This window comes from Mucispirillum schaedleri ASF457 (assembly GCF_000487995.2).
In the GTDB taxonomy this organism is placed as follows: domain Bacteria; phylum Chrysiogenota; class Deferribacteres; order Deferribacterales; family Mucispirillaceae; genus Mucispirillum; species Mucispirillum schaedleri.
Genome location: NZ_CP097562.1, coordinates 35,841 through 59,491, shown reverse-complemented (window position 1 = coordinate 59,491; position 23,651 = coordinate 35,841). Strand labels below are relative to the sequence as shown.

The 23,651-nt window shown below is 26.3% G+C and carries 28 protein-coding genes and 1 pseudogene; 17 read left to right on the top strand and 12 right to left on the bottom strand.

Annotated elements, in window-relative coordinates; translation table 11 throughout:
* Window positions 1–461: 461 nt before the first annotated feature.
* The 3 genes from N508_RS00320 to N508_RS00310 form a co-directional block, all read right to left on the bottom strand.
* Complete coding sequence (locus N508_RS00320; RefSeq protein ID WP_023276739.1) at window positions 462–1,331, bottom strand: N-6 DNA methylase; 870 nt, start codon at window positions 1,329–1,331, stop codon at window positions 462–464.
* Window positions 1,332–1,705: 374 nt separating this feature from the next.
* The gene (locus tag N508_RS00315; protein WP_023276741.1) at window positions 1,706–2,011 is read right to left on the bottom strand and encodes a putative barnase/colicin E5 family endoribonuclease; all 306 of its coding nucleotides are present in this window, start codon (window positions 2,009–2,011) and stop codon (window positions 1,706–1,708) included.
* Between the two features lie 70 nt (window positions 2,012–2,081).
* On the bottom strand, window positions 2,082–2,843 hold the full coding sequence (locus N508_RS00310; RefSeq protein ID WP_023276742.1) for an endonuclease: 762 nt from the start codon (window positions 2,841–2,843) through the stop codon (window positions 2,082–2,084).
* 122 nt (window positions 2,844–2,965) lie between these two features.
* On the opposite strand from N508_RS00310, the gene N508_RS00305 reads away from it, so the two are divergent.
* The 3 genes and pseudogenes from N508_RS00305 to N508_RS00295 all read left to right on the top strand — a co-directional run.
* Window positions 2,966–3,301: a hypothetical protein gene (locus N508_RS00305; RefSeq protein ID WP_023276743.1), complete on the top strand. Its 336-nt coding sequence runs from the start codon at window positions 2,966–2,968 to the stop codon at window positions 3,299–3,301.
* A 57-nt stretch (window positions 3,302–3,358) separates the two neighbouring features.
* Window positions 3,359–4,222: a hypothetical protein gene (locus N508_RS00300; RefSeq protein WP_023276744.1), complete on the top strand. Its 864-nt coding sequence runs from the start codon at window positions 3,359–3,361 to the stop codon at window positions 4,220–4,222.
* A 123-nt stretch (window positions 4,223–4,345) separates the two neighbouring features.
* Window positions 4,346–4,852, top strand: a pseudogene (locus N508_RS00295) (BsuBI/PstI family type II restriction endonuclease); the annotation flags it as partial.
* A 130-nt stretch (window positions 4,853–4,982) separates the two neighbouring features.
* Here the strand turns inward: N508_RS00295 and N508_RS00290 are convergent.
* From N508_RS00290 to N508_RS00265, 6 genes are all read right to left on the bottom strand, one after another.
* Window positions 4,983–6,371: a KAP family P-loop NTPase fold protein gene (locus N508_RS00290; RefSeq protein ID WP_023276746.1), complete on the bottom strand. Its 1,389-nt coding sequence runs from the start codon at window positions 6,369–6,371 to the stop codon at window positions 4,983–4,985.
* A gap of 9 nt (window positions 6,372–6,380) precedes the next feature.
* Window positions 6,381–6,866 (bottom strand): dual specificity protein phosphatase family protein, encoded by a 486-nt coding sequence (locus tag N508_RS00285; RefSeq protein ID WP_023276747.1) that lies wholly within the window; start codon window positions 6,864–6,866, stop codon window positions 6,381–6,383.
* A 48-nt stretch (window positions 6,867–6,914) separates the two neighbouring features.
* The gene (locus tag N508_RS00280; protein ID WP_023276748.1) at window positions 6,915–7,346 is read right to left on the bottom strand and encodes a hypothetical protein; all 432 of its coding nucleotides are present in this window, start codon (window positions 7,344–7,346) and stop codon (window positions 6,915–6,917) included.
* A 15-nt stretch (window positions 7,347–7,361) separates the two neighbouring features.
* A complete protein-coding gene (locus N508_RS00275) occupies window positions 7,362–7,535 on the bottom strand; it encodes a hypothetical protein (protein WP_023276749.1) in 174 nt (57 codons plus the stop codon).
* Between the two features lie 126 nt (window positions 7,536–7,661).
* Window positions 7,662–7,922 (bottom strand): Txe/YoeB family addiction module toxin, encoded by a 261-nt coding sequence (locus N508_RS00270; protein ID WP_023276750.1) that lies wholly within the window; start codon window positions 7,920–7,922, stop codon window positions 7,662–7,664.
* On the bottom strand, window positions 7,915–8,175 hold the full coding sequence (locus N508_RS00265; RefSeq protein WP_023276751.1) for a type II toxin-antitoxin system RelB/DinJ family antitoxin: 261 nt from the start codon (window positions 8,173–8,175) through the stop codon (window positions 7,915–7,917). Before N508_RS00265 ends, N508_RS00270 begins: the two co-directional genes overlap by 8 nt.
* Window positions 8,176–8,458: 283 nt before the next feature.
* On the opposite strand from N508_RS00265, the gene N508_RS00260 reads away from it, so the two are divergent.
* The 5 genes from N508_RS00260 (at window position 8,459) to N508_RS00245 (ending at window position 14,355) form a co-directional block, all read left to right on the top strand.
* Window positions 8,459–9,526, top strand: a complete 1,068-nt coding sequence (locus N508_RS00260; protein ID WP_023276752.1) for a competence protein CoiA family protein — start codon at window positions 8,459–8,461, stop codon at window positions 9,524–9,526.
* A 193-nt stretch (window positions 9,527–9,719) separates the two neighbouring features.
* Window positions 9,720–11,150 (top strand): ribonuclease H1 domain-containing protein, encoded by a 1,431-nt coding sequence (locus tag N508_RS00255; RefSeq protein WP_023276753.1) that lies wholly within the window; start codon window positions 9,720–9,722, stop codon window positions 11,148–11,150.
* Window positions 11,151–11,283: 133 nt separating this feature from the next.
* Window positions 11,284–11,496 carry a type II toxin-antitoxin system RnlB family antitoxin gene (locus N508_RS10940; protein ID WP_491015978.1) on the top strand — a complete coding sequence of 71 codons (213 nt, stop codon included), beginning with the start codon at window positions 11,284–11,286 and terminating at the stop codon, window positions 11,494–11,496.
* A 76-nt stretch (window positions 11,497–11,572) separates the two neighbouring features.
* The gene (locus N508_RS00250) at window positions 11,573–13,000 is read left to right on the top strand and encodes a hypothetical protein (protein WP_023276755.1); all 1,428 of its coding nucleotides are present in this window, start codon (window positions 11,573–11,575) and stop codon (window positions 12,998–13,000) included.
* Window positions 13,001–13,191: 191 nt separating this feature from the next.
* Complete coding sequence (locus N508_RS00245) at window positions 13,192–14,355, top strand: HEPN-associated N-terminal domain-containing protein (RefSeq protein WP_023276756.1); 1,164 nt, start codon at window positions 13,192–13,194, stop codon at window positions 14,353–14,355.
* 213 nt (window positions 14,356–14,568) lie between these two features.
* On the opposite strand, the gene N508_RS00240 is transcribed toward N508_RS00245, so the two are convergent.
* On the bottom strand, window positions 14,569–14,988 hold the full coding sequence (locus N508_RS00240; protein WP_023276757.1) for a hypothetical protein: 420 nt from the start codon (window positions 14,986–14,988) through the stop codon (window positions 14,569–14,571).
* Window positions 14,989–15,502: 514 nt separating this feature from the next.
* Between N508_RS00240 and N508_RS00235 the strand changes: the two genes are divergently transcribed.
* From N508_RS00235 to N508_RS00210, 6 genes are all read left to right on the top strand, one after another.
* A complete protein-coding gene (locus N508_RS00235; RefSeq protein ID WP_023276758.1) occupies window positions 15,503–15,976 on the top strand; it encodes a Panacea domain-containing protein in 474 nt (157 codons plus the stop codon).
* A 4-nt stretch (window positions 15,977–15,980) separates the two neighbouring features.
* On the top strand, window positions 15,981–16,163 hold the full coding sequence (locus N508_RS00230) for a hypothetical protein (protein ID WP_251930640.1): 183 nt from the start codon (window positions 15,981–15,983) through the stop codon (window positions 16,161–16,163).
* Window positions 16,164–16,722: 559 nt separating this feature from the next.
* Entirely contained in the window at window positions 16,723–17,112 is a 390-nt protein-coding gene (locus N508_RS00225) for a helix-turn-helix domain-containing protein (RefSeq protein ID WP_023276760.1), read from the top strand.
* A 326-nt stretch (window positions 17,113–17,438) separates the two neighbouring features.
* Entirely contained in the window at window positions 17,439–17,651 is a 213-nt protein-coding gene (locus tag N508_RS00220) for a YjzC family protein (RefSeq protein WP_023276761.1), read from the top strand.
* 36 nt (window positions 17,652–17,687) lie between these two features.
* Window positions 17,688–17,876 carry a hypothetical protein gene (locus N508_RS00215; RefSeq protein ID WP_023276762.1) on the top strand — a complete coding sequence of 63 codons (189 nt, stop codon included), beginning with the start codon at window positions 17,688–17,690 and terminating at the stop codon, window positions 17,874–17,876.
* A 116-nt stretch (window positions 17,877–17,992) separates the two neighbouring features.
* Window positions 17,993–18,571 carry an Abi family protein gene (locus tag N508_RS00210; RefSeq protein WP_023276763.1) on the top strand — a complete coding sequence of 193 codons (579 nt, stop codon included), beginning with the start codon at window positions 17,993–17,995 and terminating at the stop codon, window positions 18,569–18,571.
* Window positions 18,572–18,960: 389 nt separating this feature from the next.
* On the opposite strand, the gene N508_RS00205 is transcribed toward N508_RS00210, so the two are convergent.
* Window positions 18,961–19,488, bottom strand: a complete 528-nt coding sequence (locus N508_RS00205; RefSeq protein ID WP_023276764.1) for a hypothetical protein — start codon at window positions 19,486–19,488, stop codon at window positions 18,961–18,963.
* An 11-nt stretch (window positions 19,489–19,499) separates the two neighbouring features.
* Complete coding sequence (locus tag N508_RS00200; RefSeq protein ID WP_023276765.1) at window positions 19,500–19,892, bottom strand: hypothetical protein; 393 nt, start codon at window positions 19,890–19,892, stop codon at window positions 19,500–19,502.
* 498 nt (window positions 19,893–20,390) lie between these two features.
* On the opposite strand from N508_RS00200, the gene N508_RS00195 reads away from it, so the two are divergent.
* The 3 genes from N508_RS00195 to N508_RS00185 are packed head-to-tail and all read left to right on the top strand — an operon-like array spanning window position 20,391 to window position 23,560.
* On the top strand, window positions 20,391–20,639 hold the full coding sequence (locus tag N508_RS00195; RefSeq protein WP_023276766.1) for a DNA adenine methylase: 249 nt from the start codon (window positions 20,391–20,393) through the stop codon (window positions 20,637–20,639).
* A complete protein-coding gene (locus N508_RS00190) occupies window positions 20,593–22,368 on the top strand; it encodes a DNA adenine methylase (RefSeq protein ID WP_023276767.1) in 1,776 nt (591 codons plus the stop codon). The genes N508_RS00195 and N508_RS00190 overlap by 47 nt, the downstream gene beginning before the upstream one ends.
* Window positions 22,358–23,560, top strand: a complete 1,203-nt coding sequence (locus N508_RS00185; protein ID WP_023276768.1) for an HNH endonuclease — start codon at window positions 22,358–22,360, stop codon at window positions 23,558–23,560. Before N508_RS00190 ends, N508_RS00185 begins: the two co-directional genes overlap by 11 nt.
* The last annotated feature ends 91 nt before the right edge of the window (window positions 23,561–23,651 follow it).

The window sequence follows — 23,651 nt, the reverse complement described above, 5'->3', positions numbered from 1 at the left end:
AGCATAATTATATTAATATTACAAGTATTTTTATAAAAAATAAAGACTTTTTGTAAAATCTAAAAATATAATAATATAAACTTGTTATAATACCTCTTATGGTTCCTTGATATTTATTATATTTTTTTTCTTCTATACTTAAATGTAAAGATTATATGATACTTGGCATAACCATTTACTTAGTAATAAACTGTGTAACATAAAATCTCCTTGTTATTATAGTTTGATTTTACTTGAACAATTCATCTTAACTATATAAAAAGATTTTTTCTATAAGACTTTGTCATCTAATGGCATAGCCAGTAGATTTTTATTTCGTTTCGCTTAACTTGATAAAGAGTTTAATAAAAAATGCAACAGAAATATATTGCCTGAAACTTTTTTTTGCAATTTTTATTTTTCATCATTTCATCATTTGGTTAAAAATTATATTATCATGATATAAATATTAAAATAATTTATTATAGATAATCAATACATTCATCAATACAGATTATAAATTCTGTATTGCGAACTATATTGTGTATTGAACTGGCTATAAGGCTGTATGTATTAGCCCATATATCTATTTCTTCTTTTTGTGTCAAATGTTCTATATAACTATTTACTGTTAAGCTGTAATCATTTTCTATTATCTCTTTTTTTAATACAGCTCTTTTTTCTCCATGCTGATTAATAAAAGTTATCTTATCATCTGTCTTATTTTTTCTTAATACCATTAATACTGTTTGAATTACTGTATCATCAAAAAATTCTTTATCAGCTGGTATCTCTTCTATTGCTTCAAGATAATTATTATCAATCAAATATTTTCTAAATACTTTCTCTTTACCACTGCGGTATAATATTCCCGGAAACCCTAAAAGTAAACATAGTCCGTCTTCCGTTAATGCTTTTAAATTAGCATATATAAAGGCACTGTCTAATATATTTGAAAACTCTACTGGTGATGATAACTGCTGAGTAACTGCCTTGCCGTCACCACGAATGGAAAAAGGGTAGTTGCCTGTAATATATTTAAATCTCTTATTCCCAAAAGGCTCATTAAATATACTGTCACATTTAAATGTGCCTTTTATATTCTTATCCGCTTCCTTAATAAATGATGCCTCTATGTCACAGCCATATTTAACTGCATCATCATTAAATACTTTTAAAAGGCTGCCTGCTCCGCAGCATAAGTCCGCTATCTCTGTTATTTTTCCATATTTAAACTCATATACATAATCCAGCATCCTCGTCTTTAAATACAATGCCAGCTTCTCATTTGTATGGAATATCCCCTTTTTCTGATTTTCTTTCTTTAACTGCTTAGCAGATACTGTCAGCATTTCTTTACCTGATTATAAAGCAAAATAAAGCAGCATAACTAAACTAAATATACATATTCCTATACTCACCACCATTATATAATCTGGTGAGTCACAATACATGCCGCTGCGAACTTCTAGGCAATACTTTAATCCTTCCAGTTCCTTATCTCTTTCTCGCTGCTCGTGTCTATGCCTGATTTTTAATAAATGTCTTTTTACTCTGTTAGTCATTTTTTTCCTTGATTATTTTTTAATAAGTTAGTATATTATACCTATCAATATTTATATGCATAAGCTGTAAGGGCTTGTTGGGATATTATCACACTTATATAGTGGGGTGTAATGACCACAACAAGCGTAAGCATCAAGAAATGGTTGGTGGGAGATGTCCCTTACAGCTCATATTTAAAATATCCATTAAACAGCCAGTTTCTATTTTTATTTTCAACTTTTTCATCATCCCATGTAAGCTTTATTAAAATTTTTTTAGTTTCATCTACTATTACTTTCATATTTTCATCCCATTCATCATCTATAATTTTTCCATGTTCTATTACATCAGTTATTTCTTCCATTAACTTATTAAAATCTTGTCCTTTTTTATTTCTTTGTTTTTCTATATGCTTAAGTCCATAATGCTTATTTCCCCAAACTAAATCTATATCGCCAATATCATCTCTATGGAATGCCCCCGGCACATATCCCCTGCGAACTTTTAATAAATGCTCTATTGCCTGTTTTGGTTTGCCTTTAAATTGGGAAAAGGCTTCACCATATTCTGTCAGCTCTTATTCGCTCCCATTCTGATACTGGGTCCTGATTATCCCACACCTGAAACAATTTACGCTGCTTATCTGATATCCTTACTCCATAGGTGTCTTCCATATAAAAATATGTTCTTGCAATATCTCCACGAATGTCCTCTTTTGGTTCTGCCAGCTTACCTTCTATCTCAAAATCGCATGCTCCATATTCTCGTGGCTCACCTGCGATTATTCCATAATGATAATTGCTTCTATCAGCATTTAACTCACCCACAGCAGGCTGAAGATTATACATATCTGCCTGCATAACTCTAAATACTGGGTCTATATTTTCGCAGCATTTCCTGCCCTTAAACGATTTACCATTTTTATCTGTGCATATCGGTTCTCTCCAGCACTGTAGGGTATTGCCAAATGCATGAGCAGGCACTACATGCTCCCACTCTATAATCTGTCCTCTCTGCTCATTCTTTCTTGGTTTATATCCACATGATGAGGCATCTACCACCGTTTTCTCCTTACCTTTAATTTGTTTATAATCATACTTGCAGCCACAGTAGAATGAATATTGGTTATCATAATATACCTTCTTCATTAGCTTTTTTGCCTTTGAAAAAGATTCGTTATTATGTGGCAGATTGTCTTCATTCAGTGTTGATGCATACATGAAATATTGCATTAGTTGAGAAGTTAGAAAGTCCTGTGCATACAGAGTATTAGTATGAATTGCTATAAACAAAAATGCTATTATTAAAAATTTTTTCATATATCACCTCTTACTACATAATAGGTAACAATAGTTACATTTATGTCATTGTATCTAGTAACTTATGAAATATGTAACATTGATTAAATAATTAATATAAAGAAATAAAAGGAGTTATAATTATGATAAAATTAATATCATTAGTTAAAGATTTTTTTAGAAAACCAAAAAGAAAAGGTTTAATTTATTCAGACCCAGTATATGAATTTTTTGATGGTGCAGAATTAAAAAGTGTTGTAAAAAATACTAACTGGGAAGTCTGTCAAGATGACGGATTTTTCCATTTAAGAGACAGCAAAGGAAGAGATTTTAATGTATCAATCTCTACTATCCTTCAATGCCTGCAAATTGCAGAAAAGAAATACTGGGTGCCTGAAATAGATGAAAAATTTTGGCGTCTAGTGAACGGAAGATATAAACTTATTTCAGATAATAAAATTTCTAAATGTAATAATTAAAATATAGATTATTTTATTTTTTACTGATATATTATTAAAAAATAAAACTGGTAGAATATGGATACATATAAATTAAGACCAAAATGGACAAAAATAAATACTATCTCAAAAGAAAATTTTGAAAAAGATACTGGCAAACTTGAACCTTATTATCAAGTTGATAGAGACAGTCAGTATGCTGTATGTCCTGCCTGTGATAACCCTATCAGTATCATAGGATTATATAACCCTAATACAAAAATCAGACCATATGGTAAACACTATCCTAAAACAGTTGAAAAACTGGCAGTATATGATAGATATAGATATGAAGCCTGCCCCTATGCAAGCCATGTATGGAAAGATACAACTAAAAATGTTAAATCAAAAATAGATGGCGTTGCAAAAGAAGTTATAGAATTTATGCAGGAAAATTTTGATAGTGTTATTAGGTTATTAAGACAGATAACAGGAATAGTATTCAATGATAAGTTAATTGAACAGATGATACAGCACTTTCTTTCTGTCAAAGGATATGCTTATCATAATGCGTATGTAATGAATAGTGCATGGATATTTGGATATATGCAGTGGAGAGTAAGATTTTATGGAATGATTATTGATAACACCCACCCGATATATAATGCTTTAACAAGTCATCCTTGTGTGAAAATTGAAAATAATAGACTGGTAACAAATAATGAGTTTATCAAACCTGAATTTTACTTTCTGCTGCACAGAACACAACAAAAACAAAATATTAAATCAGAATATATAAACTACTATATTGATATTAATGAACATAATATATTTGAACAAGAAATCAAAATTGATTTATCTCAGTTTAGTAGTATTCTTAATAGAAAAACTGCTAAAACCGATAATGATATTCGCTATATTGAGATGTTTAGAAATGCTTGTAAACAATATCTTGTATTATAAATGGAAAAAATATCTGCAACATGCAGCATCTATTACACTATGTTTATATCTCATAATGCACCCTCACATTATTGTATATATTATCCTATTATCCCAATAATAAATGACATATGAAACCCATAATACTCCTCCAAAATTATTATAAGAAAGATACAAATAAAAATAAATGGATTTAACTTTAGTTTTTCATCAGGAGAACATAACCGATTACAGAAAGCTATTATTGAATAATTTGCTCCAAGATTTGCACCTAACTCAGAATGTATTTATGCAGGAGATACAATAAAAAAAGATTTAATAAAAAATACAGAAAAACTTAATTTATTAAGGTTTTCTATTTCTTTACATGATAAGATACCAGATATTATTTTATATTCTGAAGAAAAAAATCGGATTTACTTTATTGAATCGGTTACTTCTGTAGGTCCAATAGAACCTAAAAGAATAAAAGAAATAGAATCAATGACTAAAAATGTAACTGCAGGAAAAATCTATATTACAGCATTTCTAGATTTTAAAACATTTAAAAACTTTGCTGATATTATTGCATGGGAAACAGAAATTTGGATAGCAAATATGCCTGAGCATATGCTTCATTTTAATGGAGACAGATTTTTAGGTCCACAATGATTTATAAGAGTAATGTATTTTAGCATACTTTTTTATTGGCAGGATATTTTACAGTATTATAATAAATAGATATGTAAGGGTTAAATAAAACTCTTACATTCTCATAATTATTTGTCTATTGTAGCCCCTATTATTGATAGTTGAATAAATTTATGTATGTAAATATAGGGTAATATATATACTTAATATCTATATGAAAACTGTCAGTACCCCTAAATGGAGGATATATGTATGGTGGCTTAAAGTTTCTTTCTAAAATCAATAAATCTTCCTTTTTTGGAATACTTACAATAATAGATAAAATATTAAATATATGATTTGAAGTATTAAAATTATTAGCAATTAATTTAAATAATTTGTTTATTTGTATATTATTATGTACTTCATATATAATATTACAATCTAACATTTCCATATTCTCTCTTTCTTCTATAAATGCTTTGTAATCTTTCATATATATTGCTCTGTAAAACAAACATATTATAAGATATTCCTTGTGATAGTCTTCTTGAACTTTGTCTCTAATATAATAAATATGGTCTAATATTTGTTCAATGTCTCTTAAAGATAAATTCAGTATTTCAATAATATCTGCCATTATTACAATAAATTCGTTACTTAAATCAAAACTTTCCTTTAATCTAACATATTCATTAATAAACAAAACAATATTGTTTTTATCTATATACTCTATAGGATAAAGTGTGAAATCATGAGTAATGAACTTTTTATAATAAGCATATCCATCCATTTCACTGCCATACAAACTTTTAATAGTATTTGATAGCTCATGTTTATTTACCGTTAAAATAAAAACAAGATTATTTATATCAAATATATGCTTCAACTGCTCTATTAACTTTATTACAAATGTTGGATTGCTTCTATCCAGCTCATCTATAAATATCACAACAGGTTTATTAAAATCCAAAGTAAAGTTTTCAACTGCATCTTTAAAAGCCTTAATATATGATGAATAACTACTCATAATGCTGTATTGATTTTTAATATATTTATCCTTTTGATTTTCGTATTCTTCTAAAAATTGATAAATGAATGACTTTATATTTTGCTTATCTACTTGTTCAAATAGCTCTTTTACTACATAGGATAAAATTTCAGGTAATGCTATGGATGTTGCTGTTTTTAGTGTACATTTATTTATAATATGCAATTTTTTCTTGACCATATTCATTTTTCTTGTTAAAGAGCTCTTAGTTTTGGAGTTTTTATCTTTCTTATACAGCTTTAAATTATTTTCTATTTCATTCATTATGACAAGCAGCGGATCTTCTGCATAATCTTGTTTATGAGCATCAATATAACAGGAAAAATAATTATTCTCTAATAAATACTTACACCAATTTTGTGAAAGATATGTTTTACCGGTTCCCCAATCACCTGATATGGATATAACTAAATTATGGTTTAACTTTAATGGTAATAACGCGTCTGTCCATTCTTTAACAAGTTCAAACCTATTTAAATAATCATTTTGAAAAGCTACAATATTATCCATATTTATTCTCTACAAATTAATTAAATCTATCCAATTATGATTTAGATACAAAGCAATTCCAGTACCAGCATTATATATAGGATATAATTTAATAAAATCTTTTAGTGCAGATTGGTAAGAAACATTAGATATAACATTTTGTCTTGCCAAATATATCAAAGCTAAAGATGGAGAGCGAGATTGACCTTGATTACAATGTATTAATATATTTTTATTGGAAATATAATCATCAATAAAAGACATTGCTTTCATCATTATTGGATTTGTATATTTTGGCAATAATTCCTGAGGCATGTCAACCAAATTTAAAAATAGATGATTATCCATCTCATAGATGAGATAATTAGGATCTAATTGAGATAATGATTTGTTATATCTCAAAACTCTTTGGTGACAAGTTTTACATGCATGTATTATTGCAAAATCATTATTTTTGCTATAAATATTACAATCAATATCATTTCCAATAAAAAGACCTTCAAAAATTTCATACATAAGATTACTTCACCTATATATTATTGTAATTATACAAAAAAATATTCATCAAATATAGCTATGTATAAACAGCAGATTAAATACTATACTAATGCACAATAAGACAAATAAAATCCACTCTAATATAACACATGCTTTATCATAACCGTTAGGATATTCAGATTCTCTATTTAATCTTCTTTGTAAATTCTCCATATATCTGACATTTGCTTTTTTACTTATTAATAAAGATAACAAACCAATCATCATAGTCAATACAATTGTTATCCAACATGATATAAGAAATGCTTTATTTATATTAACATCAGTTTTTCCTGATATAGAAGTTACCAATGCAATGGAAAAACCCAAAAATGCAGAAGAAAATGTAAACACATACTTTATAAAAGTATATTCATTCTCTCTATGTCTCGTTTCTGCTGCAATCCATGCATCTTGTATAGATTTTTTATCAAAATCTGATAACTCGTCATTACTCATAATAATTATCAACCATTATTTTTTAGGCTTTGGATGTTCTGTTTGAAATTTTGTAGAATTACTTTTATTATTTTGTGGTGTTTTTGGGGTCCTTAAAGCTGGTTGTGGTGCACTTTCATTTAATGGTTTTAATGGAGCACCATCCATAGCTATTCCCTTATCACTAAAATTTTGCTGATTACTAGACATATTTTTAACTCCTTCTTTTCATTAAATTATAATTAAAAAGAATAAAATATGCAAGATAATTAATACACTTTAAAATATTTTCAACATCAAAAAGCATGCATAATAGCAGACTTGAATGATTTATTATTAATCTCTGTAATGAGAACCACATTGAACAATTTTTATTATATCATCTTCTATGCAATAGACAATACGGTTATAATCATCTATACGACGACTCCAGTATTTTGATAAATCACCCTTTAGCTGCTCTGGTTTACCTATTCCACCATAACCGTTTCGTTCTATATCTTTTATAAGTGTTAAAATTCTTTTTAATGTTTTTCTATCCTGCTTAGTCCAGTATTCAAAATCTTCCCATGCTTCATCTGTCCAAGCTTTAATCATTGTAATCTACCTCATGAACAGTGCCTCCTGTTGTTTCCATTTGCTCTATTGATTTTTTTAATCTTGCAATATTCTGTTCAGAATAAAATGGGTCTGCAGATATTTCAAAAGGAATACGATGTTCCCTGCCAACTTTTTTTGCAAAAATTGTAAATGCTGCACTCATAGAAAGTCCCATCTCTTTACATACTTTTTCCATAGCTTTCTTTACTTCTGCATCTAACTTAAAATTAACACTAACTGTTTGTGCCATATTACACCTCTCTATTAATAAAATAATAGAAAATATATAAAATATCAATAATTATTATATAAATTTACTTTATTTTTAATATGAATTTGATATAAAAACACATTGTACTACAATAGAAAAATAAAAATCTTAAAGATAAATATTGACTTTTATATTGTTCTATACATAATAAAATAATTAAGTTTTATATAAATATGTTTATAATAGTTTCAGAGATAGTAAGATTTTTATACTTTTTATTATGATATATAAATCAAATGATTTAGCAGAATAGAAGTTGATTATGGTAAAACATTCTCATAAATATCAGCATTTTGCACTTGACCAAAATAATAATATTGTTGATATAAAAAATACAGTTGATAATAATAAATATTTCTGCCCTTCTTGTAATACAGAAATGATATTAAAACGAGGACAAATACGCCAGTGGCATTTTGCCCATAAAACAGATAAATGTTCATATGATAAATATTTACATTCTATTGCAACAAGAATGATTGCTGACTGGTTTAATAAAAGCAAGTCTATTAAATTAACCTTAAATGTTAAAAATAAATGCAGTCAATATAAAAAATGTAAGATATATAATGAAGATTACTGCAGTATTCCAATAACAAAATCATTTGATTTAAAAAAATTCTATCATAAATGTATAATTGAACATAAATATAATAATTTTATTGCAGATATATATTGTGAACATAAAACTGCACCAATTTTTATAGAGATATATGTAACTCATGAATGCTCTTTTGAAAAGAAAAATTCTGGAATCCGTATTATAGAACTTCAAATAAAATCAGAAGAAGATATAATGAATATTATAAATTCATCAGACTTAATTGAAAATCCAAATATTAAACTATACAACTTTAAAAGACCAGAAGATATGACATATGATACTAAACAATACATTCAAAAATATATATTATATCATTCATTAAAAAGTTATGTTGATAAAAATTTATATACATGTAAAAACTATGATAAAATCAGAAAAGGAATATATGAAATTAGTATTCCATATGATGATTGTATTCCGTTATTCATAGATTGTGGTTTTTTCTATATGGTTGGTCAATCTATGGCTTATAGTGCAGGGTATTTGAAAAAAAGCTGTACTCTTTGTAGATGGCAAGCTGTCAATGATATGACAGATGAACCAGCGATATGTAAGCTATATAAAAAATGTGGCAATCCAAAATATTGTATGGATAATGAATCTGCAAAATGTTCCATGTTTAAAGAAAATACAAATGAAATTAATAAAGCAGTATCTGAATTTAAACAATACAAAGAAGATAATTGGACAGATATTTGGATAGAACATAAATTATTATTAAAATAACTTGATATATCTACACTCAATATTTTATCACATAATCCCCGGTAAAAGCAGTTGCACTATCATAAAAACTATGATATGAAGTAGATAACTAGACCTCGCATGCCTCTGTAGTCACTATTTAGTGATACACATATGTGTAATACATGCACACCCAGCGAGGTTTTTTTATGAGTTCTAATATGGAGTTTATTTAATGGCGAAAAAATATTATGCAGTAAGAAAAGGCAGAGAAATAGGAATTTTTACAGATTGGTCAGAATGTGAAAAACAAATAAAGGGTTATTCTGGTGCAGAGTTTAAAAGTTTTTTAACACAGGAAGAAGCCCAAAATTATGTAAATAATACAATATCAACTATATCTACTGAATCAAATAATAATAATATAACATCAGAAGCAATAGAAAACAATCATACTGTTCAAATATATGTAGACGGTAGTTATTCTGAATCTTGTAATCTTGCAAGTTTCGGTTATATAATTCTTAAAGATAATAATGAGATTTACCGCCATTACGGTATAGTAGACAATCCAAATGTAATAGAAATGAGAAATGTAGCTGGCGAATTAGCAGGTGTAATATCTGCTTTAAATTGGGCAAAAGATAATGATATAACAGAAGTTATAATTTTTTATGATTATGAAGGTATAGAAAAATGGATAACTGGTGAGTGGAAAACCAAAAAAGAGAATACGATATTGTATAAAAAATTTATTGAAGAAATTAGAAATAAAATAGATGTAATATTTATTAAAGTAAAAGCTCACTCAGGAAATAAATATAATGAATTAGCAGATACATTAGCAAAAAATGCAATATTAGAAAAAACTCAAATAAATCATACATGCAATACCAGTAATAATCTATCAGATAATAAGGAATTTACTATAATAGATAGCAACAATAATCTTGATAATTTAATTACATTTTTGCAGGATACATGTAAAATTGAAACAAAAGAAGTACAAAATGGAATACAGTATATCATCAAAAACAATGACGAGCAATTTTTTATAACTAAATACAAGAATTTAAAAATACTTTTTCAAGGAAAACCTTATAGAATATATAATGATATAATTATATTTTTATCAAGCACAGAAAATTTTTCCAATACAATAAAGAAAATGAATGAAGAGTTTTATAACTTTCAATCAAAAGATATAAACTTAAAATTTTATTTACCCAAATCTTACAATATTTTTCCTGACATGTTATTTTCTATATTGCAACCATCGTTATTAGAACAACCTACATATACATTACAAGATTATTCAATGTATGCATTTCCAGCATTAAGAACATTAGAAGGCTCAATTAAATATTTATTAACATCATATGGCATAGAAATTGATAATAAAGGTCTCAAGTGCTTTGATGGGTATGAATTACGCGACAAATATAGAGTCAAAATTCAAAATAAAAATAATAAACTTGCAGAACATATAGAAAAGATGTATAAGTATTATAAAGATAATAGACATCCATTATGTCATACTACAGCTACTTTGCTTGATATAAAAATTATAGAAAACTATGAAGATGTTAAAAGAATTATTAGGGAAGTTTTGGAATTATTAGATGAGGCATTTGACTTGCATAATTCAAATGGATTAAAACAATGAATACTTTTAAAAAAATTAAACTAAAAAATAGTGAGTATGATTATCTTTTTATTGCAATCGAGAGCGATACAACAGTAGTTGAAGCTGTGCCTGTAATAAAAAAATAAACAAAAATGCTAAAATTTTATTTGATATGTTTCTAAAACAAGGAAATAATAGCAGAAGGTTTATAGAATATAATTATGTAAATAATGAAGAAATTGATATAAATAAATTCAATATTGTTCACAATGTTTCTGATGATATTTATAATACAACAAAATCTTTTTTTAAAAAAAATATTTTATTACTTGATAATGGTGCTTTTAGTAACAAATTTAAACTTGCCTTTAAAAGCCAACTATGAATTGTATGATTAAACACAAACAATCTTACACTTTAAAATTTTCATATATTAAAATATTTCATTATAAGGTATGTTTATGGATGAAAAAGAATTAGAACAATTACAACTGCAGGTTGATAAACTTACAAATGAATATGAAAAGTTAAACACTTTGACTGATGAAACATATAAAAATAAAATTCTAAATTACACATCTGAACTGGAAAGTATATATAATGATGTACAAGAACAAATTCAAAAAATAAAAGATGAAAATATAACATTAAATGAAAATATACAAAACACCAATAAATTATTAAAACAATCACAGAACATTATAGATGAAATCAACAATAAAGATAAATTAGTTAATGGACACTATCAAAATATAGAAGAAAAGAAACAGCAAATAGATAAGCTACAAAGTGAATTTATAAACAATATAAATACAAAGCAACAAGATATAAAAAAATATATTGATGATTTCAATAATACTATCGATGAGCTTAATAATGCTATTGATGAAAGTCAGAAACAAAAAGATAATATTACTTCACAACTAGAAATATCAACAGAATTATTAAATGAAGCAAATACATTATCCACAAAAATCAAACCATTACATCAAGAATCTGTTACACTAAAAAATGAAATATCTGATTTATATGATGAAATATATGGTTATGAATATAAAGATAAACAAGGACAATTACAAAAAGAAGAAGGATTACAAAAAAAATTGGAAATAACATACGATAAATTAGAAAATCAAGCAAAACTATTATCAACTAAAATTGATGATATAATTAATGATACTAATAATAGTATTAAAAATTATTTAGATGGACAAAGTGATAAATATAAATCATTATATGCTGATATACAAAATCTGCTTCCTTCTGCATTAACAGCAGGGTTAGCAAGTGCTTACTCAGAAAAAAGAGAATCAGAAGAAAAAATTTTAGCAAAATCAAATAAATCTTTTTCTATAACTATATGTTTCCTTTCTTTATGTTCTTTTATACCAATAATTATTGGATATATTATATTCAAAGATGGAAAAATTATGTATGAAATAATAGGTTATATGCCAAAATTAGTAAGTTTGATAATTCCATTATATATTCCTTTACTATGGGCTGCCATAAATTTTAATAAACAAGCAAAGCTTTCTAAGCGACTTATAGAAGAATATACTCACAAAGAAGTTATAAGCAAAACATTTGAAGGACTATCTAAACAAGTAGAACAAATAGATAGTGATAATGTACGCGAACTTAATCTTAAATTATTATACAATATAATAAATATGACATCAGATAATCCAGGACAATTAATTAAAGGATTTGACCAATCAGATCATCCTTTAATTGAAGTTTTAAATAATATAATGAAATCAGAAAAATCATTAGATAATCTATCAAATATTCCAGGTATTGCTTTAATTATAGAGCAATTGCAAAAACGGCTTAATAAAATTAAATCTAAAAATAAGGAAACAATAGAAGATAATATAGAATCTTAAAAGATAATGTATCTTTATTGGTAAACAATCAAAAGCCTGTGAAAATAATAAAAGTTTGTAAAAGCAGTTTTCCATATATACTTTATAACTTTAAACTATCTTTATACTGCACTATGAGCAACAGAGGTGCCTGTAAGTCAAGAGCAATATTTTATTTAATTAATGTATAAATATTAATAGAGGATATTATAATGGGTTTGGCAAAAAAACTTTTGATGGAATATGAAGCTAGAGGATATGGCAAAGTACCAAATAAATATGTTTGTCATCATTGCTTTGACGAAAAAGGATTAAGCAACTTCATAAAGAAAAATGGTAAACAAGGTTTATGTTCCTATTGTGGTAAAAAGACTGATGTTTTAGATTTAGAAATAGTAATAAAACATATTATATCTTCTATAAGCAATGAATGGCAAGATCCGGTTGAAAACTCTCCATATGAAAGTGCAGAAGGAGGATATTTAAATAATTATCAATTTGATATATGGGATTTATTAAGTGAACAAGAGCCTATAAATGCTGTGTCTCAAACTCTTTTTGAAGATATATATTCAACAATAAATACTAACTTGTGGGCTAGACCTTTTGCAGAGCCTTTCAAAGAACAACATTTATTAGAAGAATGGGATAAGTTTATATATAGAGTTAAACATAAGTTGCGTTTTACTATTTTTAGTGAAAATAACAATAATAAATATTATCCAATTGAACAAGTTGCAAAAATTATTAGTGATTTAAAATTTGAACAAATATGTAATGATAAAATATATAGAATTAGAATTACAAATAACAAGCAAAATTTAAATTCAGCATCTGAAATGGGAACAGTACCCATAGAATATGCATTACAAGCTAATAGAATGAGTCCTGTTGGGATAGCTATGTTCTATGGTGCATTTGATGAACAAACTGCCGTTGATGAAGTGCTTAATAGTAATAAAAATAATTGCAATATTTATATACATACAGCTACTTTTATAGCTTCAAGACCACTAAATCTTATTTCCTTGCCATCAAAGTTAGAAATTCCTTCAATATATGATGAAGTTAAAGGTGATAAAAGACCTTACTATATATTTATGCAATCTTTTATTGATTGGTTTGCTAGACCAATTGACAGAGATGGAAAAGAAGAACACTTAGAATATATACCAACACAAATTATTACAGAATATTTGCGTTATAACTATACAATAAATAATAAACCAATAGATGGCATCATATATAAAAGTTCTGTTGGAAGTGGTAAATCAGTGGTTTTGTTTATTCAAAATGACCAATGTGTAGATAATGATTGGAATATAAAAAAGAACTTTAAAGATAAATTATATCTAAAAATGATTAACTACAAGTAAATTAAAGAAAACAATACATATGAAGGTTGTAATTAGTTTTAATCATATTTAGAATATAGCTTTATTTTAAACAAAAACAGTCTATATAAATTATGTTTTAACTATCAATAATTATAACTTACTGATAGTAAATAAATTTTCATACAACCATATTAACATTTATTTTAATAATAATCATAAAAAAGCTCACCTATTATGGTGAGCTGAAATAATTTAGGTTACTACTTCTGCATCTATAAAATCATCATCACTTTGTTTATAAGTTTTTTGATTTTTATATCCTGATTTAGTATTGGTTTTGCCATTTTTATCATACGGCTGTTTTACATACACATTAAAATAATATTTATTGTATATGTTTTGCTTATGATTAGTTTTCTTATCTTCATTTTGATTTGAACTATAAATCATAAGCTCTCTTGAAGATGAAAAATTTTCTCTATCTTTAGATTCTACTATTTTTTTAACAGCCAATTTTGTAATATTTATCATAAAAATTATTGCAAGCATTATTAAAAAAATAGTTATTATTGATGTTTCTGTTGTATTACTGCCTGTTATTACAGCAGGTAATGTAGAAACATCAACATTCTCACCAAAAAAACTTTGTAATTGTTCTTGAGTAAATCTCATTCCAATCTCCTTTGCAAGACATATCTTGCTTTTATATTTTTTACTTTTTATTAAATATTTTTAGACAAACTAATACTGCCTAATTATTGAAGCCTATTTGTATATAATAGGTCTAATTGATAGTAAACCAGTAGGTTTCTTTGAGCCTGCATAATGCGGGAACTTCATCTCTGATATATCGTGGCGAGATAATTTTTAGTGGAATGATGAGATAAGCAAAAATAAAAATCGTGAAAAAAAGTTAAAATCATTTTAAGTTTTTAAAAATTGCATAGTCATTGTATAGTAGTTACATAGTCCTGCAACATGCTTATCTCACTATTCCGTTATTTTTTATCTCACCCCCTTATAAATATGGTTATAATTATAATTGTATGTTTTTCATTTTTTAATAAATATTATATTATGAAAAAATAACAAACAAATTTAGTAAAAAGTTTATCTAAAAGTTTTTGTTTTATAGTTGTAATATATTGGCAGTGTTATATGTATAATATACTGATGGAGGTGTAGTATGAGTTATAACGCCCTAAAAATAGCAAATGCAATTATTGAAAAATGTTATAAAAAAGAAATTAATGATATAAGTATTACAAAATTACATAAGTTATTATATATAGTTTATGGAGCATATTTTTATGTTAATGATAATAAACTATTTGATGAACTTCCTGCATACTTTCAATATGGTCCAATATTTAAGAGCTTGCAGATAGCTTATAAAAAGCATGAGTTTGTGCTCCAAGGACAGAGAGAGATTGGTGCAGAAGTTGTTAATGATAATGACTTAAATATAATGATAGATAAAGTGCTTGATACTTTTGGTAAATATTCTGCTCAGCAGTTATCTAATTGGTCCCATAGAGATGGTAGTGCATGGTCAAAAGTTGATAAAATGTCTGACTTTTGGGGTGTGGATATAGATGAAGACTTAATAAAAGGGGAATTTGCTAAGATAGTAACACTAACTCCAGATAATGAGGTATAATACTATGGTAAGTAAAGATAGTGATCGCTTTAAATTTAATAAAAATGGTACTGACTTCTTAACTGGTTCATATATTGGATACTCATCTGGTAGTAATGATTTGAATATTCTTGATAGTAAAATAGAGTTGAATCAAGTAGAACACTTTCTCAAAAAGAAGATATGTATGCTAGACATGAAATTATAAAAAATATATATTCTTCATTAATAAAATTAACTAAACCTTGTGTATTAATTGGTTTAATTTTTGTTACTGTCATAGTTTATCCTTTATCAAAAATAGAATTACCTTTTGATTTTGGTCGTCTATTAATGAATTATTTAAAAGTTTTTTATGAACTTATTACAGCATGTACATCTTTTCTTTTAGGGGCTGTTATTTCAAATTGGATATCTAGTAAAATTGATAGGTAAGCAGGGTTCAAAAATTCTGCTTTTTCTTTTTATATATCACCTCTTATTATAATATATGAAGATGTGATATTTAAAAAATCTATTTACAATTTTATTCTTACTTTTATCTATTCCAGTAGTAGCTGAAGAAGTTTATCCTCATCATAATAATGAATCATTTTTAAAAGCCAAAAATATATGAAAAAATTATAATAATAACAAGTTAATATCTATAATATATTTATAAATAAAAAGATTTCCTAATTTAGTCAAAAAATTTCCTTTTATGGTATTTTTCTATTGACATCTATTTTTAGTTCAGTTATAAAAATAAAAAGAAATAAAGGGTAAATATGGATAATGAATATAACTTTGGTAAGTATATAAGGCTTATACGTGTCAAGCGTGAGATTGCAGTTAAGGATTTAGCTGCAAAGATAGAAATAAGCTCAAGCTACTTATCAAAGATAGAAACTGGTAAGAAAAAAGCACCGCATGATGAGAAGTTTCTTGTGAAACTTTCTGAATCATTGGATGTTGATTATAAACAGCTTGCACTTAAAGCAAGGATAAATAATATAATAGAGTCTGATAATATGGAAATGCTTGGTCGTAGAAAAAATAATGTTATTAGACTTTTAAAGATATCATCTAAAGTTGATGATGGTATCTTTATTAAAGCTTGTATTGCTTTTGTAAGAGAAATACAAAATAACAATGTGAACAATAAAAATAGCCATTAAAATATTGCAGTATTTTAATGGCTAGTAGTTGCATAGACTCTGATGCAACACAAATGTAACACAATTATGCATATCATCTTAAATATAATATCATAATTTCATTATATTTGTCAATAAGGAGTCCGACGATAATTACGACAATTACGCCGTTTATGTAAATAGGAGGCAATCTATTATGAAAGTTTATAGAATTGCTGCCGGACTATCTATCTAACAGTTTCTGGTTTAATTTAACTTGGAATAATTATCTAATTTAGATAGTTGATGTACAATTGTAGTTTTAAATAATAAAGCTATAAACAATATTATTGTAAGGAGAAATAATTATGGCAAATAAAAAAACAACAACTTACAAACCAGGAACTAAAGCTCCTGCATCAGGGCAGTATTCGCCTTGTAGTAATAGTGGTAAAGTGTGTAGCAAATCAAAAGAAATTACAGCTGTGAAGGGTAAAACATTACCACCAACACAGAAATCAGGTCAGTCTTATATTTTTGTTGATGGAACTAAAAATAAGTCTGGTAAAATTAACAAGTAATATTATGCAGGGCTAATACCCTGCAAGGAGAAATTTATGAATAAAAAAAGAGATGATAAATTCATCAATAAAAATGAACCACATGAGATTAGATATATTTTAAGTTTGTATGATGAAGATGACCATGCAACTATTCGTCATGTTTTAGAAACATGTAAGGATTATATAACACATGATGAGTTTTATGAATTATTAGAAGATGAGTATGGTATATACAAGCTATAAAAATACAAGCAGGGCTAGTCCCTGCTTTTTTATATCTAAAATTATATCATTCAAAATCATAGAAATCCCAGAGCCTTAAAAAATATATATTATCATGTATATTAGGAGATAATAACATGCCAATAACTTTAGAAGTTGCTGATAAATTAATAGCAAATGGTTTACAAGGCATTTCAAAACAAGAGCTTTCCAATATTTTAAATAGTATAAGTTACTACAGATTAAGGGGTTATATTTATCCCTATTTTCATTCTTATAAAAATAATAAAACTATTAAGAACAATATTACTTGGGAAACCATTTGGAATGATTATAACTTTGATACCGAATTAAAAGGGTTATTATTTCAAGAAATTGGCAAAATTAAAATTGCTTTAAAAACTGTTTTAATAAATGTTTTTTCATTAAAATATGGACAAACATGGTATATTAACAGTGAGTTATATTATGACAGTACTCATTATGAAAATGATAAAAATGAATTATTTCACCACTGGGATCGTTCTAGTGAAAAATTTAAGCAACATTTTAAAAATAAATATCAAGGCAATCCTCCAAGCTGGATGATATTTAAAACTTCTTCATTTGGAAATGGATCAAAAATTTTTGAAAACATTAAAAATTGTTATACCAAACAATTAATGACGGAATACTTTGGATTTAGAAAAAACTCTGAAAAAGTTTTGATAAGCTGATTAAGACATTTAGTATATTTACGAAATATTATTGCTCATCACGGTTTATTATTTTCAAAAATATTTATTACAGTTCCTAGACTTTCTAAAGATAAGTTTAATAATATAGATATTATCCCTAATAAATTGTTTGTATCTATAGTTATTATTGCTTATTTATTAAAACAAACTGGTTATACTAATAAAGAATTTATATCAAAACTTATTAAATTATTAAATAAATATCCAACAGTAGATATTAGTCTTATGGGTTTTCCTATTAATTGGCAGGAAATACTTTTAAACTACGATATATAAAGTTGAAAATAAAAATTATATATCATTTGTTGCAAAGGTCATTATGAATAATATTACACAAATAAAGCTCCCTAGTGGGAGCTGAAATAATATTAAGCTGTTTTATGATAGCTGGTGGTTTTAGTCTTTCCACCAAGCTGTCCCTGCAGCTCTTTAAGTTTTCTGACTAATGGATTTACTTTCGCTGCCTCAGCTACTAAATTTTTACCCATTGCGTCAATTTCTCTTTCACTTATGCTGTTTAATACTGCATAAGTAAGATATAAATTTTTAACATTATCTGTATTTGATGTAAGATAGTATGACTTATAATCAAATTTTTCTTCCCAGTCATAATGGAAAAATAAATAATCTTCTGTATTATCAAGTATATTCTTAATTGAAAATACATAGCATATTAAGCCATCTTCTTTGGAATAATAGAGACCTAATCTCTCTATCTTCATATTCTGTAATGCAGGATATACTGTGCTGTATGCCTGCATATTATGCTTTACAAGAGCTGCTATATCCTTTAAGCTGCTGACTGATAAACCTATCAGCTGTTTCTTTTCTGATATGCTTTTTTCTATTTTATCTCTTGTAATTTTAAAGTTTTCTTTTAATATTTGACCTTGCATTTTCTTTCTCCTTATTTTACATTATTTTCTAATGCATATATTAATGATTGAATGGCTGTATCATTCATTGTGTTAATATCTATCGCAGTAACATTTTCTGCAGAATAAAATGACTGCTCTGCATATTCTTCTATATCTAAAATTTCAGATATATTAACAGCATTACTGACTATCTGATTAGGTGTGCTGTCTGTATTAATTATATTGCTTGCAGTTGAAACAACTGTTAATAATTCTTTCCTAGCTTGTTTATTATTTTGATAATGAATTATTATAAACATTAATCCTATAATAACTAAAAAAGGAATAATTGCCATTATCCCATTATGTGTAAATGCTATAGGTAATGTGCTAGCATCATAATTACTGCCAAAAAAAGATTCTAACTGAGCCTGTGAATACATAACTCAACCTCCTAATGTTTTATATTTTTTAATATTGTGGGTATAAACACATTTAGACTGTATATTTGAAACTTAAATGTATAGGTAATAAATAGTGGTAACTCCATAGAGTTCCTTGAGCCTGCATTGGCAGGGTACTTCATATAGAAGTGAAAGAATATATTTTTAATATATACTGTTTATATTTAATTGCAAGTAAATTATTTTTCTTGACAATTATTATATTATAGAATGTCATTCTAACTATAAAATACTGGAGTAGTTGCACTTGTATAAGAAGGTATCGGGTGAGCTAGTCAATATACTGGAACTTGTCTTATGAGGTATAACTCAAGATATAGATTTTGACCATCCTTACTGAGCTTTACTAGTGAGCTATGTATAGTGGTGGTCTTTTTTTATTCGTTAGATAATATTGCTTTACTTTTTTGAAAAAATCTAATAGAATATATATTCGTATTTTATTATCTATAAAAATTAGTTTAGGTAAATTAAATTATGCGTTTTTTAGGAAATAAAGAGTCTATTTTAAATGATATTGAGGCTCTTTTACAAAATAAAGGATTACTTTATAAACAATTAACTTTTTTTGATGCCTTTGCTGGTTCTGGTTCTGTTTCAGATTATTTTAAAAAGTATTACAATATAATAATTAATGATAATTTAAATTGGTCTGTCATATATTCTAGAGGTCGTATTTGTGCTTCTAAATGTAATTTTAATATACTCTGTTTCAGATTATTTTAAAAAGTATTACAATATAATAATTAATGATAATTTAAATTGGTCTGTCATATATTCTAGAGGTCGTATTTGTGCTTCTAAATGTAATTTTAATATACTTGGATTTAATCCTTTTGATTATTTAAATTCACATAATAGAATGATTGAGGGATATTTTTATAATAACTATGCACCAACTAGAACTCAAAGAATGTATTTTACTCCTGAAAATGCAGGAAGAATAGATTTTTTTAGATTTCAAATAGAACAATGGAAAACACAAAATTTATTAACTTATGATGAGTATTGTTATTTAATGGCAAGTCTCATAGAGTCTGTTTCTAAAGTATCAAATACAGCTGGGGTTTATGGGGCTTACTTAAAATCATGGGATAAACGAGCTTTAAAGGCAATAGAATTTATAAATGTTCCATTTATTAATGAAAAAGTTAAAACAATTTTCCAATACAACGATAAAATTGAGAATATTATTGAATATGTTGAGTGTGATATAATATATTTAGATCCTCCTTATACTCAAAATCAATACGGCACTCAATACCACTTATTAGAGACACTTGTTTTAAATGATAATCCTGAAATTAGCAAAATTACAGGCTCTCGAAGCACTGCCCCAATGCGTTCTGATTGGTCTAAAAATTATAAAGCTCATATATTATTTGAACATATTATCGCTAAAACAAAAGCTAAATATGTTATATTTAGCTATAATGATGATGGTCTAATGTCAAAAACTTATATTGAAGCTGTATTAAAACGTTATGGAAAACTAGATACATATACTTGTAAGAAAATACCTTATAAACAATATAAAAATTGGAAATCTCAAAATAAAGATTCTCACTTTGAATATTTATATTTTATAGAAAAAAAGGATTATTCTCAGGTTATATACGAATCTCCACTAAATTATATAGGAAGTAAGGCTAAAATAGTGAAAGATATTAAACGCATCCTACCATCTAAAGCTAATTCATCATTCATAGATGTGTTTGGTGGCGGTTTTAATATGGGGATAAATAGTGAATTTAATCATGTTATATATAATGATATAAATTTTTTTGTTACAGATTTAATAAAATCGTTTTACACTTACGATACTTATCAATATCTCTTATATATAAAAAAAATTACAGATAAATTTGGATTAGAAAAAGCGAACGGCAAAGCATATATTGCAGCACGGAATTATTATAATTCGTTACCAGAACATAAACGCGACTCTAGACTATTATTTACAATTATTCTTTATGGTTACCAACAACAAATTAGATTTAATGGAAGTCATCAATTTAATAATCCAGTAGGTATGAGATGGTTTAATGATAAAGTATTAGAAAAAATGATTTCATTTTCTAGGGTGATTAAAGAGGGTAAGTTTACATTTTTTAGTGAGGATTATATTAAATTAGAAAATCATATTGATAAGCAATCATTTGTGTATATGGATCCACCATACAATTTAACAACAAGCTCATATAATGATGGGAAAAGAGGTTTTAAGGGCTGGAATGAAGTTTTGGAAGATGAATTATTTCAATTTGCCAATAGGCTTAATAAAAGAAATATTTATTTCATGCTTTCATATGTCATTCAACATAAAGGGCATATAAATGAAAAATTTTTAAAATGGATAAAAGAAAATAATTATAACCTTATTGAATTAGGAGATATTATCGGAATATCTGGCAGTAGACGAAAAGAAGTGTTGGTAGTTAATTATGACATATAGAAACATACCACATTTCACTATAAAAAAGAATTTACAGAAATCAAAAAATACAGGAATTTATTTTAGTGATATACTCAATGATGATGTTTTATCTGATGTCTGTTATAAAATTACAGGAAAACATGATTATACTCTAAATTTTGTTGAAAACGATTATAAAGACGAATTTTTATCTGACACATATAATAAAGGCAGACTCGCAATATTACAATACGAGTCCACAATTCATTATATATCTTTTTCAGAAAATAGAGCAAATGGAAGAAATTCAAGTGTGCAAAGTGTTCCTACAGCTTTTAATATATTTTTTTGTAATTCTTATCCAAATAAAAAATTACATTATTATTTTTTAGATACTCAACTTGGTAATTTTGAAACAGATTATTTAATTTTTATGTATAGATTGATGGCTACTATCGGCTTTAATTTTTTAAATGCTGATAATGTTCTTACTCATAAAATTAAAGCTTTTTCATCTATAGAAGATATTATATTTAATAGAAAAAATAATTCCGAAAGAAATAAAGGTAATAATTCTACATATATCACTAAAAGCGGAGCAAATTCTATTGATATATATGGTAAAGTTTATGGAGCAAATAAATACGAATCTAGTATGCTATGTTATGCACTATCTTTATTGTGTCATGAACATCAGAAAATTACCTTATATGAAATTATAGAAAAAGATTTAAAAAGATTACCAGAAATAAGTAGAAAAGTAATAGAAGAAATGGGAGTAATAAAGATTATCCCTACAGATATAACACTTGAAAAACAAATTTTTAAATATAATGATAGTTTACGGTCTCCAAGATACATATATAATCTTCTTGATAGAATTGGTCCTAAACAATGTGTTTTATGCGAGTGTGGTATTCCAGAACTAATACAAGGTGCTCATATTTGGTCTGTATCTAGCATTAAAAAAGAAGCAAATATGATTTATGAAGAAAAACTTAATCATGCAATTAACGGGCATAATGGCTTATGGCTATGTGAAAATCATCATAAATTATTTGATGAAAATATTCTTATGATAAAAGAAAATGGAACTATTTATTATCAAGAAAAAATACCTATAGAACATCGTGAATTTATAGCTAAAATTACAACGATTGGTTGTTTGCCTGAATTTATTATGAGCGAACAATTTGTAGAGTATTTATGGCAAAGAAATAAGGCTGTATAAAATATTTAAACTATATAACCATTATATAAAATAGTGGAAAATGAAAAAAGTTATTATTAATAAGTTTATAACTTATTAATAATAAAAGATA

Bases quoted from the DNA above. Each gene is read 5' to 3' on its own strand.
- N508_RS00205 (WP_023276764.1), bottom strand. From the start codon at position 19,488: ATGCAAGGTCAAATATTAAAAGAAAACTTTAAAATTACAAGAGATAAA.
- N508_RS00235 (WP_023276758.1), top strand. From the start codon at position 15,503: ATGAGTTATAACGCCCTAAAAATAGCAAATGCAATTATTGAAAAATGT.
- N508_RS00200 (WP_023276765.1), bottom strand. From the start codon at position 19,892: ATGTATTCACAGGCTCAGTTAGAATCTTTTTTTGGCAGTAATTATGAT.
- N508_RS00305 (WP_023276743.1), top strand. From the start codon at position 2,966: ATGATAAAATTAATATCATTAGTTAAAGATTTTTTTAGAAAACCAAAA.
- N508_RS00185 (WP_023276768.1), top strand. From the start codon at position 22,358: ATGACATATAGAAACATACCACATTTCACTATAAAAAAGAATTTACAG.
- N508_RS00320 (WP_023276739.1), bottom strand. From the start codon at position 1,331: ATGCTGACAGTATCTGCTAAGCAGTTAAAGAAAGAAAATCAGAAAAAG.
- N508_RS00300 (WP_023276744.1), top strand. From the start codon at position 3,359: ATGGATACATATAAATTAAGACCAAAATGGACAAAAATAAATACTATC.
- N508_RS00260 (WP_023276752.1), top strand. From the start codon at position 8,459: ATGGTAAAACATTCTCATAAATATCAGCATTTTGCACTTGACCAAAAT.
- N508_RS00245 (WP_023276756.1), top strand. From the start codon at position 13,192: ATGGGTTTGGCAAAAAAACTTTTGATGGAATATGAAGCTAGAGGATAT.
- N508_RS10940 (WP_491015978.1), top strand. From the start codon at position 11,284: ATGTTTCTAAAACAAGGAAATAATAGCAGAAGGTTTATAGAATATAAT.
- N508_RS00240 (WP_023276757.1), bottom strand. From the start codon at position 14,988: ATGAGATTTACTCAAGAACAATTACAAAGTTTTTTTGGTGAGAATGTT.
- N508_RS00275 (WP_023276749.1), bottom strand. From the start codon at position 7,535: ATGTCTAGTAATCAGCAAAATTTTAGTGATAAGGGAATAGCTATGGAT.
- N508_RS00290 (WP_023276746.1), bottom strand. From the start codon at position 6,371: ATGGATAATATTGTAGCTTTTCAAAATGATTATTTAAATAGGTTTGAA.
- N508_RS00265 (WP_023276751.1), bottom strand. From the start codon at position 8,175: ATGGCACAAACAGTTAGTGTTAATTTTAAGTTAGATGCAGAAGTAAAG.
- N508_RS00255 (WP_023276753.1), top strand. From the start codon at position 9,720: ATGGCGAAAAAATATTATGCAGTAAGAAAAGGCAGAGAAATAGGAATT.
- N508_RS00230 (WP_251930640.1), top strand. From the start codon at position 15,981: ATGGTAAGTAAAGATAGTGATCGCTTTAAATTTAATAAAAATGGTACT.
- N508_RS00225 (WP_023276760.1), top strand. From the start codon at position 16,723: ATGGATAATGAATATAACTTTGGTAAGTATATAAGGCTTATACGTGTC.
- N508_RS00285 (WP_023276747.1), bottom strand. From the start codon at position 6,866: ATGTATGAAATTTTTGAAGGTCTTTTTATTGGAAATGATATTGATTGT.
- N508_RS00270 (WP_023276750.1), bottom strand. From the start codon at position 7,922: ATGATTAAAGCTTGGACAGATGAAGCATGGGAAGATTTTGAATACTGG.
- N508_RS00195 (WP_023276766.1), top strand. From the start codon at position 20,391: ATGCGTTTTTTAGGAAATAAAGAGTCTATTTTAAATGATATTGAGGCT.
- N508_RS00310 (WP_023276742.1), bottom strand. From the start codon at position 2,843: ATGAAAAAATTTTTAATAATAGCATTTTTGTTTATAGCAATTCATACT.
- N508_RS00220 (WP_023276761.1), top strand. From the start codon at position 17,439: ATGGCAAATAAAAAAACAACAACTTACAAACCAGGAACTAAAGCTCCT.
- N508_RS00215 (WP_023276762.1), top strand. From the start codon at position 17,688: ATGAATAAAAAAAGAGATGATAAATTCATCAATAAAAATGAACCACAT.
- N508_RS00250 (WP_023276755.1), top strand. From the start codon at position 11,573: ATGGATGAAAAAGAATTAGAACAATTACAACTGCAGGTTGATAAACTT.
- N508_RS00210 (WP_023276763.1), top strand. From the start codon at position 17,993: ATGCCAATAACTTTAGAAGTTGCTGATAAATTAATAGCAAATGGTTTA.
- N508_RS00280 (WP_023276748.1), bottom strand. From the start codon at position 7,346: ATGAGTAATGACGAGTTATCAGATTTTGATAAAAAATCTATACAAGAT.